This window comes from Asticcacaulis sp. (assembly GCF_051956075.1).
Lineage (GTDB): Bacteria > Pseudomonadota > Alphaproteobacteria > Caulobacterales > Caulobacteraceae > Asticcacaulis.
The window spans coordinates 1-16,325 of the sequence record NZ_JBQCGA010000025.1; the positions used below are offsets into that span (position 1 = coordinate 1).

Here is a 16,325-nt window from a genome sequence, read left to right on the forward strand (position 1 = left end):
GTTGAGCGTGGCCAGATCGCCGTAGCGGTTCTTCAGCCAGACGATGAAGCGCTGCCGGTCGGCCTCTGACCACGACATGAAGCCGTTGCCGACCTCATTGTCGAAGCCGATGGCGAACAGGGCCGGATGATGGGCGTAATGTTTGGTCAGCGCGTCGGCGAAGTCTTTCACGACGCGCTGATAATCAGGGTCGGAGATGTCGTCCATATAGCGTTCGGCCGGGTAGAGCGTCGTGCCGTTCTGCGCCACCAGATTGACGCCCGGATATTTGTGGTGCAGCCACACCGGCGCGGGCAGGCCGCTGATGTCCAGTATGACCTTGATGCCCGCCGCGTGCATCTGGTCCATGATGTCGTCGAACGGTTTGAAATTATAGACGCCTTCCGCCGGTTCGAAATAGTCCCACGACAGATCGCCCATGCGCACGACGGTGAAGCCCGCCTTCTTCATCAGGGCGATGTCGTTGCGGATTTCCTCCGGCGAGCGGTCCACCGGCTGATAGCAGGTTCCGACATACAACTGACCCGCCCCAGGCCAGTCCGGGTGACCGGCGGCGTCCTGCGCGTGGACCGGGCCTGCAGAGGCGGCGATCAGGGCGACGGTGGCGAAAAGAGCGGCTTTCAGGTTCATTTTGTGGGTTTCAAATTTGGTCATGCGTCACTTCTGCGTCAGTACGACAACGGCGCCGCCCGCTGGTTTCAGCTTCAGGCTGATTTCCGACTTGGCGGTCACGCTTTGCGCCGTCGTCACGACCGCGTTGGCGTCGGTCCCGTCCTGCCAGAGTTTTGCGACATAGGCGCCCTTGCCGAGGAAGCCGAGCGGCAGGGTGATGTCGCGCCCCTCGGCATTGGTCATGGCGCCGATATACCAGACCTTGCCCTTGCGACGCGCCAGGGCGACATAGGTTTCCGGCGTTCCGTCGAGAAAGCGCGTTTCATCCCAGGCGGTCGGGACAGACTTGATGAAGTCGAAGCCCGTCTGATCGACATAGGCCGACGGATCGTCGGACACCATTTGCAGCGGGCTGTCATAGACGACGTACATGGCCAGGGCCTGACCGCGCGTCGTCTGGGTCATCGGCATGGAGTCGTGAACCTTGTACGTATCGGGCGTTCCGTTGCGGAAGCCGCCCGGCGTATAATCCATCGGGCCGAGCAGCATGCGCGTATAGGCCAGATGGACATTGTGCGCAGGCGTGACGCGATCGGAAAACTTGTTGTACTCGGCGCCCAGCACGCCTTCCTGCGTGATGTAATTGGGGTAGGTTCGCTCCAGCCCCGCGGGCGGATAGGCGCCGTGCATGTCCAGCAACATGTGGCGCTGCGCCGTAGCGGCGGCCATCTTATGGAAGAATTCGACCATCTCCTGATCGTCGCGCTGGGTGAAGTCGATCTTGACGCCCTTGATCCCCCAACGCTGATAAGCGTCCAGAACCTCGTCAATGCGCGGGGCGATATGCTCCCAATGCGCCCACAGGATCAGACCGACATGACGTTTGGCGGCGTATTGCACCAGTTCCGGCATGTCGATATTGGGCTCAGGCCGGGTGATGTCGGTCTTGGGATCGGGATTGCAGCACGGCGTCGATCCATAGGCCCAGCCTGCATCGATCAGGAAGTAGGGAAAGCCTGAATCGGCGGCGAAGTCGATGAAACGCTCAAAGCGCGCCATGCTCGGCTTTTCACCCGCTGTCGGACCTGACCACCAGTCCCACGCCGCCTTGCCCGGCTTGACCCAGGAAAAATCGCCTTCAGGCGCGGGCGCCACGTCGCTGACCAGTTCCGAAGGGATCAGATCGCCGGCGCGGTCCGCCATCATCACCACGCGCCAGGCGCTGGTCAGACCGTCCTGAGAGGTCACGGCGACATGGTCATCGTCGGGGTGCGGGGTGAGGTGGACCTTAAAACCGTCAGGCGTCACATGGAAGGAGCTACCGGTATAACCGACCAGAGCCGACTGGGTGATGGCGAAATGCGTGCGCTGGCTGGCCGAGGCGCACACCACCGGCACATCCAGAACCGCGTCGGCATTAAGCTTTGACACCGGCGTTTCGCGCCATGTCGCCTCGTGCGAGGAAACATAGTCGGTCACCTCGCACACCGGATCGTAGCCGAAGCGGAAGCCGGTGCGCTCGTCGCGGATCGTGTAGCCCTGTCCTTTGGGCAGCAGGTAGCGGAAGGCGACGCCGTCATTATAGGCCCTGACTTCAAGGGACATCTGGCGATGCAGGCCCGTCTTCTCGCGATAGGTTACGATCAGGCTGTTATAGTCTTCGCGCGTTGACGACGCTTTTGTCGCGATTAGCGGCGTGACGCGCGTAAGATGATCGCGATGGGCTTCAACCGGCATCAGGTCACTATAGTCCGGCGCATCGGCGGGCGTCAGGCCAAGGGGCGAGGGCGCAATGATTTGTTCGCCTTCACGCTGGATCGAAAAGCTCGATCCGTCCGTCGCGACCTGCATGGACAGGCTTTTGTCCGGCGACTGGATTAAAAAAGCGGAAGCCGCCGCGAGTGTCGTAAACAGCATGAAAACTTCCTCCTGTGCGTCGCCCTCGAAGCTGTCTTTATGACGACGCGCGTCTGCCATCTTGTGGCGACGACTGTGTTATTTGCCCGACATGATAGACATGGCGGCGCGAGGCGGCAATTGAATTTCGCTAATGGCGCCATATTTTGCATGCGGAAACTATAGGGATGTGTTGCGTAAGCGCAACACTGAATCGCTGGGCTATAAAATCCGCATGTGAAATAAGATTTCATATTTGACGGAACATGAGGTTTTGATTATTGTCTTACAATAGCCAATCTCGGGAAGCGTCCCAGCGCGCCATGAATTTTGCAGCGTTTTGATTTGGTTACGGTTATCCATTCCTCCCTGGGTGGTTCCGCTTTTCGATCGAACTGACTCCCTCGTACTCATGGCGCGGGGAGTCTTTTTCGTTGCCTGCGCCATGGGTTGTAAGCGACGGTTTGGTTAAGGCAGGGTTCCGATGCGGCCCGGCGGCGATGAGGAGCGCGTACGACAGGTGAATATCAGAGGCTTCAGATGGATCGCGCTGCTTCTGACGATGATCCTGACGTCAAGTCCGCAGCCGGTCTGGTCGCAGCCCGCGCGTCAGACGCTTGAGATTGGCGCGGCCTGGCGGTTTCATAAGGGCGGCGCGCTGTCCGACATCGCCGTCATGCCGTCATCAGACTGGACGCGGGTTGATCTGCCCGACAGCTATAACGCCAAAGACGGCGATGACGGCGGCGGCTATTATCGCGGCGCGGCGTGGTATCGCCGGACGCTCAGCTTTACGCCGTCACCGACCTTCGCCAGAACCTATATCGAATTCGACGGCGCGGCCGTGGTCACGGACCTGTGGGTCAATGGCGCTCATGTCGGCCAGCACAGGGGCGGCTATGCGCGGTTCCGCTTCGATCTGACCCCCTATCTGCATGGTGGGAATAACACCTTGCTGGTGAAGACGGACAACAGCGCTTCGCTGGAGGTCGCGCCGCTGGGCGGGGATTTCACCGTGTTCGGCGGGATTTATCGACCGGTGCGGCTGGTGAGAACGCGCGACCTGCATCTGGACATGCTGGACTATGGTTCGTCCGGGGTCGAAATTCGCCAGTCCGGGGTCAGCCGCAGCAAGGCGGACCTCGCCTATCGCGTCCGCGTCGCCAATGACGGGACGAAGGCGCGCGACGTCCTCGTGCGCGTCAGGCTCAAGGCCGGGACGAGTACGGTGCTGGAATTGCATAAAAAGCTATTGGCGCAGCCGGGCGCCGTCGCCGTGGCGGAGTTGAGCGGCGCGCTTTTGTCGCCGCGCCTGTGGGACGGCGTCGCCGATCCCTATCTCTATTCGAGCGAGATTTCCCTTGAAGACGTCGCTACCGGCGCGGTTATGGATCAGACGCAGATCGCCACCGGCATTCGCTCCGTCGTGCTGACGCCAGACGGGGGCCTGTTGCTGAACGGCCATCCCTATGGCGTGCATGGCGTCAATATCCACCAGAGCATGCGTCCCGGTCGCGGGCCTGCCGTAGGCGACGCCGAGATCGACGCCGATTTTCGCATGTTGCAGGAACTGGGCGTCACCGGGCTGAGATTCGCCCACTATCAACATCCGCAGAGGGACTACGACCTGGCCGATCAGGACGGTATTCTGGTCTGGACCGAGGTTCCCTTCGTCGCCAAAGCCGTTGCGGATACGGCGTTTGGCGACAACCTGCAGGACCAGCTTCGCGAGCTGATCCGGCAGAATATCAACCATCCCAGCGTGTTCGTCTGGGGGCTGGGCAATGAAATCTACAATGTCGATGCGGCCAGCGCGCACGGGCTTGATCGTCTGCAAACGCTCGCCCACGCCGAAGACCCGGACAGGCCGACCACCTACGCCAATTGCTGCGCGCCGATCGACGGACCGCAGGCCAGCCATAGCGACGCGATCGGCTCCAATGTCTATTATGGCTGGTACGACGGTCAGTTCGGCGATCTGGGGCCGTGGCTGGACGCCAATCACGCCAAAAGGCCCGCCACGCCTGAGGCGATCAGCGAATATGGCGCGGGCGGCAGCCCGTTCCATCAGGAAGACCCGCCCAAGCGTCCGCGCCCGGATTCGCACTGGCACCCGGAGCAGTATCAGGCCCTTTACCATGAGCGGGCCTGGACCCAGATTGCGCAGCGCGGCTGGCTGTGGGCCAGCTTTGTCTGGTGCGGCTTCGATTTTCCCTCCGACGGCCGCAATGAGGGCGATCATGCGGGCATCAATGACAAGGGGCTGATCACCTATGACCGCCGGATCAAAAAGGACGCCTATTTCTGGTACAAGGCGAACTGGAATCGCGCCCCTATGCTTTATATCACGTCGCGTCGTGATGTGGTGCGGCGGACTCCTGATGTGGTTGTTAAGGTCTATGGCAATGTGGCGCAGGCCCGCCTTATGCTGAACGGCGTGGATCTGGGGACGCAGACTTTTGAAAATCACATAGCGAACTGGCGGGTGCGCCTTCAGCCCGGCAAAAATCTCCTGACCGTACAGAGCGGCGCGGTCCAGGATGCGGTGACGTGGGCGCTGTCCGCGCCGGGCGCCGGTTAGGGCATTTTGCCGCCCAGCGCGACCGAGATTTTGTGCGCCGTATCCCCCAGTTGCGCCTGCGCCTCGTCCAGACCTACAAGCTCTGTGCCGTCGATGACCTTGAGGAAAGGGACGGTCAGGGCGGCGACCGCTTCGCCGCGAAAGCCGAACACCGGATAGCTGATGTCGGTCACGCCGAGGGTGCGCGCGCTCTCCATGCGCTCAAAACCTCTGGCCCTGACCGCGTTGATCTGTGCGCGCAGACTTTTTGACCAGCCTTCGGCCTGAGCCGTCTCGGTCTGAAACGCCAGCAGCACATGGCCGGAACAGGTCGTGGCCAGGTTCAGGCTTGTGCCGATCCTGACGTAAAAGCCGGTGGCGCCGGGATTGTGCTGGCGCATGATGATCAGGCCCGTATCGCCATTGCGCACGACAAGGTGACAGGACTGGTCGGTGGCGGCGGCGAACGCGCGCATGAGCGGCGCCGCCACGGCGGTAAGTTCCTCGGAAGGCGTCGCGCGAAACACCAGCTCCAGCACCATGGGCGTGACGCGGTACTTGTCGTCAGGCCCCTTGCTCAGCCAGCGGCGGCGCTCCATCACGACAATGATGCGAAAAATCTCGCTCATGGTCAGACCAAGCCCGGCGGCGATCTCAGACGCCATGAGGCCCGCCGGATTTTTGGCGAGCAACTCTATGACGTTAAAGCCTTTTTCCAGGGCGGGCGCCACATAGGTGGAGCTGCGCTTCGAGGCGGAGGGGGCGGTGTCGCTGGGCGTCGTCTTACGCATATCTACCGATTACGGCGCGTTGATGATGCTGGCAAGATGAATCCGCCACGGCGCGCGGGCGCGGGGCGCTAACGCTACGCTTAGTTGTGCACGCACATCCGGCTGATCGGGTTTGCTTTTGTAGCGGTCAGCAGGCCTAACCTATAGGGAAGGCGGATATAGTCGCTTGTCTTACCCTTAGGGTCCAGGCCCTGAAAAAGAAACTGAAGCGGTTGGCATGGGTCTATGGTCAGGGTCTGGTCCATACCGGAGCGCACCATTTCGCCGTGAGACACGCCTTCTGACCAGACGGTTCCGGTAAAATCCACATTATCCGCGCCAGCGAAGACGTTCATGTCATCGCCGATGGGAGTCCATTCCCCGTCAAGACGGTCGCTTTTCCAGATGCGGAAATAGCGTCCTTTCGGCCCGATCGCTTCCACGAGCGTGATATAGGCCTGCGCGCCCTTGATCTTGTAAGTGTTGCTGGCTTCGAAGACGTCGTCACGGCGCGCGCCGCGCAGAACGCGTTGCGTGTTATGAAAGCCATTGGGGAAATCGGAGAGGTTCGTCTCAGCCCTGAAAAAATCGCCGCCGTCATTGGTGAAAAAGAGATAGCACTTCGCCGAGTCGCAAATTATCCAGAAATCCAGCCATCCGCCCCCGGACGCCTGCTTGACCACATCCGGGAGGGCGGCGAAGAAGGGCTTGGGCGCCGTCCAGGAGGTGGGATCGTCGATATTTTCGCTGGTGGAAAACATCGGGTCGCCGCCCTGATAGATCAGATACCAGCGGTGTTGCGGGGCGAAGTAGAAGGCTTCCGGCGCCGCGCGATAGCCCTGACCGATTCCTGAATGGTCGAGCGGCGTTATCGGGCTTGCCGAAGCCTGCGACCAGTCGCTGAAGCTGGTGTAGGCCAGCCCCCAGCCATGTTCGCCCGCCGTGGTCATGAAGACGTGGTATTTGCCGTCGGCGAAGACGACGGAGGGATCCTTGACGCCGTAATAGCCGGAGGCGCCGAGTTGCGCCGCTGTGATCAGCGGCGCGCTGGCCTTCCACTGAAACGCGCTGTGGCTTTCAGCCCGGGCCGTGACAGCGGACAAAGACATGGCTGCGAACGCAGCGGCGAGGCTGAAGTGAGAGAAACGAGACATGGAATCGACGGCCCATCGGTTTAAATGCTGATTTTCAGCACACTGCTGTGCCGGGTCGGCAATCCGTTCGGCAGGGACACGCTCAGGGCGTCGTCGCCCTGATGGAAGGTCAGGGGCGCGTCGTGGCCAAGCAGGCGGACCTGGCGCACGCGATGCTTCAGCGCTTTCGCGCGCCTTCCCAAGGCGTTGATCTTGACCTCGGCGCCCGGCTCGCCGAGCGTGATGGCGTAGAGCGCGTCGCCCTTTGTGGTGAAACGGATGTCCTGCGGCGTATAGGCGGTGTTTTCCTTGAAGGCGCCATCGGCGGTTTCGGTCGGACCTTCGCCATAAAGCGACCAGGGGCGCGTGCCGTGGATCGCCTCGCCATTGACCTGCATCCATGGCGCCAGTTCGTCCAGCAGGCTTTGCGATTCCGGCGGCAGGCTCCCGTCGGGATAAAGCACGATGTTCAACAGCAGATTGCCGTTCTTGCTGACGATGTCGGCCAGCATATGAATCACGTCCGGCGCGGTCTTGTAAGTGTAATTGTCGCTGTAGAACCAGTCGCCATTGGAGGTGTCGGTTTGCCAGGGCAGGGGATTGATGCCTTTCAGCACGCCGCGTTCGACGTCCTGAACGCAGAATTTGGCGCTGAATTCGCCGGAGCCGAGCGCCTTGCAGTTATAGACGGCCTGCGTGCGGCCGTCCTTAGCCGCGCGGCTGTTGTAAAGGTGCGCCAGCATCGTCTTGCCGACATCGCCAAATGGCAGGCCGCCGTCGGAATAAAGCAGGTCGGGCTGATAATTGTCGATCAGGTCGCGGATGCGGTTGAACCAGATCTGATGAAATTTCGGATCCTTGGTGTACCAGGTGTCGCCGCCGCGATAGGGCTCGTTCTGATTGTCGTGATAGAGGTCGGCGTAGCGCGGGTCCGCGCCGTCATAATTGACGCCCAGCTTCGGCCAGAACTGATCGTATTCATGGCTGGGATAGAACCAGTTGTGGCTGGCGCCCAGATGTTCGGAGACGCCAAAATGCAGGCCGCGTTTCTGCGCGGCGGCCTTCCAGGCGCCGACAATGTCGCGTTTCGGCCCCATGGCGGCGGCGTTCCAGCGATGGGTGCGCGAATTCCACAGATCGAAATTGTCGTGATGGACGCCCATGCTGACAAAATATTTCGCCCCGGCGGCGACGTACTTGTCCATCAGGGCTTCGGGGTCGAACTTTTCCGCCGTCCACAAGGGGATGATGTCCTTGTAGCCGACTTCGGACGGATGGCCGTAGTGCTTCAGATGGTGGTCGTAGTGCGGATGGCCCGGAATATACATCTGGCGCGCGTACCAGTCGCCCGCGCGCGGCACGGCCTGCGGTCCCCAGTGCGCCCAGATGCCGAACTTGGCGTCGCGGAACCAGTCGGGCGCCGAATAGGTTTCCAGCGAGGCCAGATCAGGGGCGTAAGGCCCGGTCGCGATCGGAAGCTGACCACCAGGAGGCGGCGTATCCTGAGCGACGGAGCCGGGCGTGGCTTCGGCCCGCGCCATAGACGCCGCGCCCATGCCGAACGCTGCGAGGAGAGGCGCGCCCAGAAGGCTGCGCTTGCTGATGGTCACCATAACATCCTGCCTGTTGTGCTTGCGCGTCCATCAGACATGCGATCTGACGGCGCGAATTGATGGGTTTGCTAATAAAAAATTATTTCATAAATGAGTCGCCCATGTCCAGCCTCTCTTTGATCTGACAGGGATAAGGAATTGACGCTCATAGTGTTCGCTGATACTTCCGCATTTGATATTAAATAGCATATATGGAATTTAAGCGTTATGAAAGCCATTATCTGTGAAAAGCCGGGCGCGCTCGCGGTCGTGGCGAAGCCAGAGCCGGTCAGGCAGGCGGGCGAGGTCAAGATTCGCATCCGGCGCGTCGGCCTGTGCGGCACGGATTTTCATATCATCACCGGCAATCAGCCCTATCTGCAATATCCGCGCGTCATGGGGCACGAACTGGCGGGCGAGGTGGCCGAGGCGGATGAGGGTTCAGAACGCAAGCCCGGCGAGACGGTGACGCTCAATCCCTACCTGCCGTGCGGCGAATGCATCGCCTGCCGCAAAGGCAAGCCGAATTGCTGCACCCATATCCGCGTGCTGGGCGTGCATATTGATGGCGGCATGGCGGAATATGTCTGCGTGCCGGAGGCTGCGGTGATTCCGATTGCGGATCTCAGTCTCGATCAGGCGGCTATGGTCGAATTTCTGTGCATTGGCGCCCATGCCGTGCGGCGCGCGCGGCTGGAGGCGGCGGAACGCGTTCTGGTGGTTGGCGCCGGTCCGATCGGCGTGGCCGCCGCCCTGTTCGCGCGTCTGGCGGGCGCCGATGTCAGCCTGATCGACACCTCCATGCAGCGACTCGACTATGCGTCGCGGCAGTTGGGGTTTGAGCATGTCCATGCGGTTGCGGACGATGTGACGCCCTGGCTGGCCGGACGAACGGACGGGGACATGTTCGACTGCGTATTTGACGCGACCGGCAACGCAAAAGCCATTGAAAAAGGCTTTGATTATGTCGCGCATGGCGGGCGCTACGTGCTGATCAGCGTCGTCAAGGACGCGATCACCTTTTCCGATCCGGAATTCCACAAACGCGAAATGCAACTGATCGGCAGCCGCAATGCGACGCGGGCTGATTTTGAATATGTCATCGACTGCATTCGCAGCGGCGCTATACCAACGGGCAGGTTGAAGACCCACGCCTTCGCCCTGATCGACATGGCGCAGGTCGTGCCGGAACTGCTCAAGGATCAGGGCTCGGTTCTGAAGGCGATAGGCAGCTTCTAGAGCCGCCGCAAGGGTATAAAAAGAGCGCCGATCCGGCTTACCGGACGGCGCTCTCTTTTGTCAGTGCGTCGCCTCGCTGAGGACGTCTTCCGCCGTAACGGTTTCGTTTTTTCGCGTTGTCAGGCCGTAGAGGGCGACGACGACGAAGCAGATCAGGGGCACGATGATGGCGGTGCGCGCCGAGGCGTGGTCGAGGATCACGCCCATGATGTTGGTCAGGATGAAGCCGCCGACAATGGCCATGACCAGCAGGGAGGAGCCTGTCTTGGTCAGGGGGCCGAGGCCGCGCACTGCGGTGGCGAAGATGGTCGGGTACATGATCGACATGAAGAAGCTGGAGGCGACCAGCGCCCACAGACCGGTGTGGCCGCCGACAAGGACGGCGACGGCGGTTAGGGCGATATTGGCGACCGCGAACAGGGTCAGAAGCCGCGCCGGATTGACGATCCCCATCAAGGCCGTGCCGGCGAAACGCCCGATCAGGAAGGCGGTCAGGGCGTAGGTCAGGTAGTCGGCGGCGGCCTTGTCAACCAGATGCATTTCGGCCTGGCCGTATTTGATCACATAGCTCCAGACGCCGACCTGAGCGCCGACATAGAAGAACTGCGCCGCGACGCCGAGCAGGAAATGCGGGCGTTTGAACAGGCCGCCGACCGCCTGCCCGGCGGAGAGTTGCGCCTCGTCGTGGTCATGCACCGAGCTTGTGGCGGCCTGCGGAAAGCGGCTGAAGGCGACCAGCGCGGCCCAGACCAGCACCACCGCGCCGATGATCAGATAGGGCGTCTGCACCGCCCTGGCCTCGCGCGCATAGTCGGCGGCGGTGTTGAGCTTTTCGATGCCGGACAGGATATAGGTCTTGCCGATCCAGATGCCGGCCAGCGAGCCGAGCGGGTTGAAGGCCTGGGCCAGGTTGAGGCGGAAGGCCGCCCACTTTTCGTTCCCCAGCACGGTCATCAGCGGATTGGCCGAGGTCTCCAGAAAGGCGAGGCCCGAGGCGATGACGAACAGGGCGCCGAGGAACCACGGATACTGCCGCACCTCGGCGGCGGGCCAGAACAGCACGGCGCCCAGCGCATACAGCACAAGCCCGGTCAGCACCGCCGCCTTGTAACCGAAGCGCCGCATCAGGAAACCGGCGGGCAGGGCGAACAGGAAATAGCCCATGTAAAAGGCCGACTGCACCAGCGACGACTGGAAGTTCGTCAGGCTGAACGCCTTTTTGAACTGCGGGATCAGAATGTCGTTGAGATTGTTCGCGATCCCCCAGAAGAAGAACAGGGCCGTGATCAATATCACCGGCCAGACGCCAAATCCGGCGCGTTTCGTTTCGGTCATGCGTTTCCTCTTATATGTGCGCGCTGGTTATATGTGCGTGCTGGTCTTATGGACGCGGACGAGATCATAAATGGCTGGTTCGGTCAATTCATTAGTGTTACATATGGAATAGAGTTTCACAGGAAGAATCATGGCGACGCCTCTTTATTATGTGCTCGACCTCAAGGACGATCCGCAACTGATTGCAGACTATCAGGTCTGGCACAGACCGGGCGGTCCTCCGCAGGCGATTACGGACGCCTTGCGCGCGGCGGACATCGTGGCGCTGGACATCTTTCTGGCCGGGAACCGGCTGATGATGGCGCTGACGCCGGGACCGGGATTTGATCCCGCCGCCAAGGCCGCGTCCGACGCCGCCAGCCCTGAGGTTCAGGCGTGGGAAGAGCTGATGTGGCGCTTTCAGCAGGCTCTGCCGTTCGCGGCGCCTGGGCAGAAGTGGGTTCCGATGCAGCGCATCTATGCTTTGAGCGAACAACCTTAAAAGAGCGTCGCGCCCGAACAGGCGGGACGCCACAGACATAATTTATTAAGAGCAGGGACCATGCAGAGACATATTTCGGTTAGCCTTGGCGCGTTGGCTCTGGCTTGCGCGCTGGGCGCGGGCCAGGCGCGAGCGGATGCGGTTACGGCGCGGCTCGATTCCAGCGCAGGACTGGCCTTGTCGACAGAAAGAGGCGTGCTGCGTCTCGATCCGTGGAGCGACGCCATTATCCATGTCGAATTTGGCGCGCCGGGCTTTGCCGGCAATTATAATCCCGCCGTCATCGCTACGCCGGAGAAGGTCGATTACCACGTCAGCGAGACCGCCGCGGCCTGGGTGCTGGCGACCGGCAAGCTCAGCGTCGAGGTCGACAAGGCCACGGCCCGCATCAGCTTTTTCGATGCGGCCCACCATCTGTTGCTGGCCGAAGGCGACCGCGATATCGGTCTTGGCGCGCGGCAGGATTTCCTGACCAAAACCCCGCTTTATGGTCTGGGCCAGCATCAGAACGGCCTGCTCGACTACACCGGCGCCACCATCCACTTGCAACAGGCCAATACCGATGTCGGCGTGCCGATGATGGTGTCGCCGCAAGGCTTCGGCCTGTTGTGGAACAACGCCTCGGTCATGGATGTCGATGTCGGCGTGGCGGGCAAGCCGCCGCTGGAAATTCGCAACGAAACCGGCCCCGGCGTCGATTATGACTTTATCGCCGGACCGGAAGTGCATGACATTATCGCCGGTTACCGCTGGCTGACCGGCGATGCGCCGATGATGGCGCGCTGGACCTGGGGGATGTGGCAGTCCAAGGAGCATTACGCCACGCAGGACGAACTGGTTTCGATCCCGGCGCGCTATCGCAAGATGGGCGTGCCGATCGACGCCGTGGTGCAGGACTGGCAGTACTGGCAGGCGGGCCAGTGGGGCGCACAGCGTATGGACCCGGCGCGCTATCCCGACCCGAAGGCGATGGTGCAGGCCATTCACGACATGCATGTCCACACCATTATCTCGGTGTGGCCGCGCTTCGATCTCGGCACGGACACGCTGGCCGAGCTGGACAAGGCGGGCGCGGTGCTGCCCGGCGTCTATCCCAATGTCTATCCGCACGGCTGGGGGCGCTGGTACGACGCCTGGAACCCCAAAGGCCGCGACATCTACTGGCGGCAGATCATGGGCCGTCTTGGCGTCTATGGCTTTGACGGCTGGTGGCTGGACGGCGATGAGGCCGAGCTGGGCGGCAGCACGGGCGAGATGCGCGAAATCGCCACCGCCGCCGGACCGGGCATAGAGGTCAATAACGCCTTTCCGCTGATGCACACCTCGGCCGTGCATGACGGCATGCTGCGCGACCAGCCCGACAAGCGCGTCTTCATCCTGTCGCGCTCAGCCTATGCCGGACAGCAGCGCAACGGCGTCATCACCTGGTCGGGCGACACCCACGCCAGTTGGGAGACGCTGCGCAAGCAGATTCCGGCGGCGCTGAACTTCTCGATGAGCGGCATCCCCTACTGGTCGGCCGATATTGGCGGCTTCTTCAGTCCCGATCAGGCCAAAGACCCATCCTATGCCGAGCTGTTCATCCGCTGGCATCAGTTCGGCGTCTTCAATCCGATGTTCCGCATCCACGGCGCGGGCAATGGCAAGGAGATCTGGACCTTCGATGCCGCGACGCAGAAGATTCTGATCAACGATGTCAGGCTGCGCTATCGCCTGCTGCCCTATATCTATGCGACCTCTTGGGACGTAACTGCGCATCAGGGCACGATGATGCGTGCGCTGGCCTTCGATTTTCGCACCGATCCGAAGGCGCTGACCGTCACCGACGAATATATGTTCGGCAAGACCCTGCTGGTCGCGCCGGTGCTGGAGGCGGGGGTGAAGACGCGCGACGTCTATCTGCCGGGAACGGACGGCTGGTATGATGTCTGGACGGGCGCGGCGGTAGCGGGCGGCCAGACCGTGGCGGCGGCGACGCCGCTCGACCACATTCCGGTCTATGCGCGCGCGGGCAGCATCCTGCCGCTGGGGCCGGTCAAGCCCTATGCCGACGCGCCGACGATGCAGCCGACCGAACTGCGCGTCTTTCCCGGCAAGGACGGCGACTTCATCTGGTATGACGATACGGGCGACGGCTATCGCTATCAGAAGGGCCAGTACGCCACCATCGCCATGTCGTGGAACGATAAGACGCACAGCCTGACTCTGGGCGCCCGGCAAGGGCAGTATCCGGGCATGCCGTCCAGGATCGCCTTCCGCGTCACTTGCAAGGCCGATGGCGCCGGGCGAATTATAAGTTATGAAGGCGCTGAGAAGGTCATCGCCATGCCAAAGTGCTATTGAGGCGCGAGGCGTGAGGTCGTTGTTCGGTCAGGGCGCCAGAAGCTCTCTGGCCGAGGTTAAATGAGAACGCTCAGCCTGTTGATATCGCTGGCGCTCTTACGTATCAGCCTGCCGCTGTCGATCTCACTCTCGATTCGATGCGCCAAAATATCTGCGTCGCTTTTGAGCGTGGAGGTCTCGCCGAGGACATGATCCTTGCGGCGAACTTGCGCCCGCCATTTTCCGAAGGTAGACGGTTGCAACTGGCTATGTGGCGTCCGCTAACAAAACGTGTGCAGTGAGAGGCCGCCGGCGGTAGTATATATCGTATTTGAGTGCCTGTGCGATGCACACACTCTGTGTTTAGTATATTGAAATTAATAGAAAAATGAGCAAAAGCCTAGCGCAAAGATTTAGTGTGGCGCCGATGATGGACTGGACGATGCTGAGATAATTTCGGTTAAAAGTTATTTTTTATCAGATAGTAAATTTGCGCCCGGCGTTTGTGCTGTACTTTTTGCTGTACTGAAATGGTACCAACAGGAGAAGACAGGGGCAAATCCGCCAAAATCGAAAAAATTATCCGGTATTCAAACACCGCCTATTGCTAGAACGAAAGATTATATTTCCGCTCCAAACGTTACACGGCCACCTCCAATAGGTACCCGCACCGAAGCGGGCGAGGCTGGCACAATTGTCCCCTCTCGGTAAGCTTAGTCAGGACGCTCGGTTAGATCCAGGCTACCAGCAAGGTTCGGAAATTCGGCATTGAGCTTCGAGGTAAGCTGACGTCGTTCTTTTTCAGACAAATCTTGAGGCCGAAGTTTTTCAGCAATGTCGAAAATTTCTGCCAGCTTTGATGACGGCTCAAACGTTTCGTCCCGAAAGATCGGGCCGTATTCATCATCAAACCAGTAAAACGGCATATGGAAAAAATCCTTTGCCATCTGCGCAGTAGGGCTGGCCATGCCTCTCGTCCCGGCACAAGTACAAAACAGGCAATGGAGCGGATAACTATTGGCCGAGTGTGTGCTGAAGCTCCGGTCTGGGAGTGCGTTCGCGTCCAAGCAGCGTTTCACCGTACCAGCATGAGCGAGCGCAATGCCCCATTCCTTTGGTTCCGGTTCCGGTTCCGGGCGTGGGCACCTGAATCCAAAAGCATGGTGATTCCGCGTGGAATTGTAAAACGCGTAGAGGGCGGGCACTTTTAGCCGCCTACTGCTCGCCAGAAGTAAATCAATTTGGCGCCGTGGCGCGGTCTTGCCGACCGTATGAGTAAGTTCGATGTACTTGGACTCTGAACGATCCAATCGCTTCGCTTGAACCAACATTGCCATGTAGGGGCGTCCGGAAGGGTTACGAAAGCTCCAAAGCCAATCTGCTCCGTTCCGGCCCTCGATCACAGGATTGAAGATGGTCAGATCTACCTTGCCCGGAAATTCCTTCGAGAGACTATCGAAGAAATTTTCAGTCAGCGTTGTTTCGGAGCGGGGCAGGCCGGTCCGATTGCTGTCACGGAGCGAGTCCCAAGTATTTTCCGAGAGGCGACGTAGGACCTCTTGCTGGGGTGACAGCATACTTCTTTCCACGAACAACAGGCCGGCCTCTGCTGGCGAACGTACTTGAACTAGCACAGTTGAATTGTACCTCCAACAGTTGCGAGTTGTTCGGTGGGAAATTGAAGATTTGCGCAAAGTGAGCGTCTGAAACAGACCCTGCCATTATTGGATAGCGCTCCGTGTGCGGTATATTTTCGGGCGACCGTGCGGATACCACCCATCTCCGTCTCTCCTCTACCATTCTTTTTCGCGCGGCTATCCGGTGCTAGGCCGCCGCCCTGTCTGAGGCTGGGTTCTGGGGCATGGCAGCAGGACTTGCCCACACGGGCAGGCACATGAATTGAGCAAGTTGTACGCGGAGTGAGTGATCGAAGATTTCAGGAAAAAGCAGCGACATGATTGCGCTGCCTAATGGCTCAACAGACTTCCCGGTTTCCTGTAACTTGGTCTTGGCCCGCCGCATGTGGTCGCCGACTGTCCCTGCGAGCAACGAAGAGGCAGGCGTCCTGCTTATCAGAGCTGCCACTATCGGTAGATATTGGAGCATATCATGTCTGCCAACCTTGCTGTTCAGCATGGCGACAACGTTCTGCGCCGATATAAAGTTGCTAAAGTTTCCTTCGGCATGGGTGATGAGGCTGAATACGAAAGCCAGCAAATGGCAGATTTCACTTTTGAACTCGGGATTGTTAATTTCCATCGAGAACTGACCCAGTATTTTCACTGAGAACTGACCCGTCTAAAAGGTATAATCCTATGGGTCAGTGTCTGGTCAAGTCACAGTTTTCTCCCTTCTCGATTTTACCGTTGCCGTGCTGGCTTTGAA

General features: G+C 60.2%; 12 protein-coding genes. 5 read left to right on the forward strand and 7 right to left on the reverse strand.

All coding sequences use genetic code 11. From position 1 onward, the window contains the following. Together ACTHLA_RS06370 and ACTHLA_RS06375 are read right to left on the reverse strand one after the other, a co-directional pair. A partial coding sequence (locus ACTHLA_RS06370) for a beta-galactosidase (protein ID WP_440186362.1) occupies positions 1 to 654 on the reverse strand: 654 nt, incomplete at its 3' end. A 3-nt stretch (positions 655 to 657) separates the two neighbouring features. After that, complete coding sequence (locus ACTHLA_RS06375; protein ID WP_440186364.1) at positions 658 to 2,529, reverse strand: glycoside hydrolase family 97 protein; 1,872 nt, start codon at positions 2,527 to 2,529, stop codon at positions 658 to 660. 499 nt (positions 2,530 to 3,028) lie between these two features. Between ACTHLA_RS06375 and ACTHLA_RS06380 the strand changes: the two genes are divergently transcribed. After that, positions 3,029 to 5,089: a glycoside hydrolase family 2 TIM barrel-domain containing protein gene (locus ACTHLA_RS06380; RefSeq protein ID WP_440186366.1), complete on the forward strand. Its 2,061-nt coding sequence runs from the start codon at positions 3,029 to 3,031 to the stop codon at positions 5,087 to 5,089. Here the strand turns inward: ACTHLA_RS06380 and ACTHLA_RS06385 are convergent. From ACTHLA_RS06385 to ACTHLA_RS06395, 3 genes are all read right to left on the reverse strand, one after another. After that, complete coding sequence (locus ACTHLA_RS06385; protein ID WP_440186368.1) at positions 5,086 to 5,859, reverse strand: IclR family transcriptional regulator; 774 nt, start codon at positions 5,857 to 5,859, stop codon at positions 5,086 to 5,088. The two genes, ACTHLA_RS06380 and ACTHLA_RS06385, sit on opposite strands and share 4 nt — an antisense overlap. An 80-nt stretch (positions 5,860 to 5,939) precedes the next feature. Beyond that, positions 5,940 to 6,992: a non-reducing end alpha-L-arabinofuranosidase family hydrolase gene (locus ACTHLA_RS06390; RefSeq protein WP_440186370.1), complete on the reverse strand. Its 1,053-nt coding sequence runs from the start codon at positions 6,990 to 6,992 to the stop codon at positions 5,940 to 5,942. A 20-nt stretch (positions 6,993 to 7,012) separates the two neighbouring features. Further along, complete coding sequence (locus tag ACTHLA_RS06395) at positions 7,013 to 8,584, reverse strand: alpha-L-fucosidase (RefSeq protein ID WP_440186372.1); 1,572 nt, start codon at positions 8,582 to 8,584, stop codon at positions 7,013 to 7,015. Positions 8,585 to 8,791: 207 nt separating this feature from the next. On the opposite strand from ACTHLA_RS06395, the gene ACTHLA_RS06400 reads away from it, so the two are divergent. After that, positions 8,792 to 9,802: a zinc-binding alcohol dehydrogenase family protein gene (locus ACTHLA_RS06400; RefSeq protein ID WP_440186374.1), complete on the forward strand. Its 1,011-nt coding sequence runs from the start codon at positions 8,792 to 8,794 to the stop codon at positions 9,800 to 9,802. 60 nt (positions 9,803 to 9,862) lie between these two features. Here the strand turns inward: ACTHLA_RS06400 and fucP are convergent, their stop codons facing one another. Next, positions 9,863 to 11,137, reverse strand: a complete 1,275-nt coding sequence (gene fucP, locus ACTHLA_RS06405; RefSeq protein ID WP_440186376.1) for an L-fucose:H+ symporter permease — start codon at positions 11,135 to 11,137, stop codon at positions 9,863 to 9,865. A 130-nt stretch (positions 11,138 to 11,267) separates the two neighbouring features. Between fucP and ACTHLA_RS06410 the strand changes: the two genes are divergently transcribed. Further along, complete coding sequence (locus ACTHLA_RS06410; RefSeq protein WP_440186378.1) at positions 11,268 to 11,618, forward strand: L-rhamnose mutarotase; 351 nt, start codon at positions 11,268 to 11,270, stop codon at positions 11,616 to 11,618. Positions 11,619 to 11,678: 60 nt separating this feature from the next. Next, entirely contained in the window at positions 11,679 to 13,961 is a 2,283-nt protein-coding gene (locus tag ACTHLA_RS06415) for a glycoside hydrolase family 31 protein (protein WP_440186380.1), read from the forward strand. A 692-nt stretch (positions 13,962 to 14,653) separates the two neighbouring features. Here ACTHLA_RS06415 and ACTHLA_RS06420 read toward each other — a convergent pair. Continuing rightward, positions 14,654 to 15,517 (reverse strand): DUF6615 family protein, encoded by an 864-nt coding sequence (locus tag ACTHLA_RS06420; protein WP_440186382.1) that lies wholly within the window; start codon positions 15,515 to 15,517, stop codon positions 14,654 to 14,656. Between the two features lie 532 nt (positions 15,518 to 16,049). Here ACTHLA_RS06420 and ACTHLA_RS06425 point away from each other — a divergent pair. After that, the gene (locus ACTHLA_RS06425) at positions 16,050 to 16,226 is read left to right on the forward strand and encodes a hypothetical protein (protein WP_440186384.1); all 177 of its coding nucleotides are present in this window, start codon (positions 16,050 to 16,052) and stop codon (positions 16,224 to 16,226) included. Positions 16,227 to 16,325 lie beyond the last annotated feature (99 nt).

Excerpts from the sequence above, each read along its gene's own strand:
- ACTHLA_RS06410 (WP_440186378.1), top strand. The coding sequence starts at position 11,268 with ATGGCGACGCCTCTTTATTATGTGCTCGACCTCAAGGACGATCCGCAA.
- fucP (WP_440186376.1), bottom strand. The coding sequence starts at position 11,137 with ATGACCGAAACGAAACGCGCCGGATTTGGCGTCTGGCCGGTGATATTG.
- ACTHLA_RS06400 (WP_440186374.1), top strand. The coding sequence starts at position 8,792 with ATGAAAGCCATTATCTGTGAAAAGCCGGGCGCGCTCGCGGTCGTGGCG.
- ACTHLA_RS06420 (WP_440186382.1), bottom strand. The coding sequence starts at position 15,517 with ATGCTGTCACCCCAGCAAGAGGTCCTACGTCGCCTCTCGGAAAATACT.
- ACTHLA_RS06375 (WP_440186364.1), bottom strand. The coding sequence starts at position 2,529 with ATGCTGTTTACGACACTCGCGGCGGCTTCCGCTTTTTTAATCCAGTCG.
- ACTHLA_RS06425 (WP_440186384.1), top strand. The coding sequence starts at position 16,050 with ATGTCTGCCAACCTTGCTGTTCAGCATGGCGACAACGTTCTGCGCCGA.
- ACTHLA_RS06390 (WP_440186370.1), bottom strand. The coding sequence starts at position 6,992 with ATGTCTCGTTTCTCTCACTTCAGCCTCGCCGCTGCGTTCGCAGCCATG.
- ACTHLA_RS06415 (WP_440186380.1), top strand. The coding sequence starts at position 11,679 with ATGCAGAGACATATTTCGGTTAGCCTTGGCGCGTTGGCTCTGGCTTGC.
- ACTHLA_RS06385 (WP_440186368.1), bottom strand. The coding sequence starts at position 5,859 with ATGCGTAAGACGACGCCCAGCGACACCGCCCCCTCCGCCTCGAAGCGC.
- ACTHLA_RS06395 (WP_440186372.1), bottom strand. The coding sequence starts at position 8,584 with ATGGTGACCATCAGCAAGCGCAGCCTTCTGGGCGCGCCTCTCCTCGCA.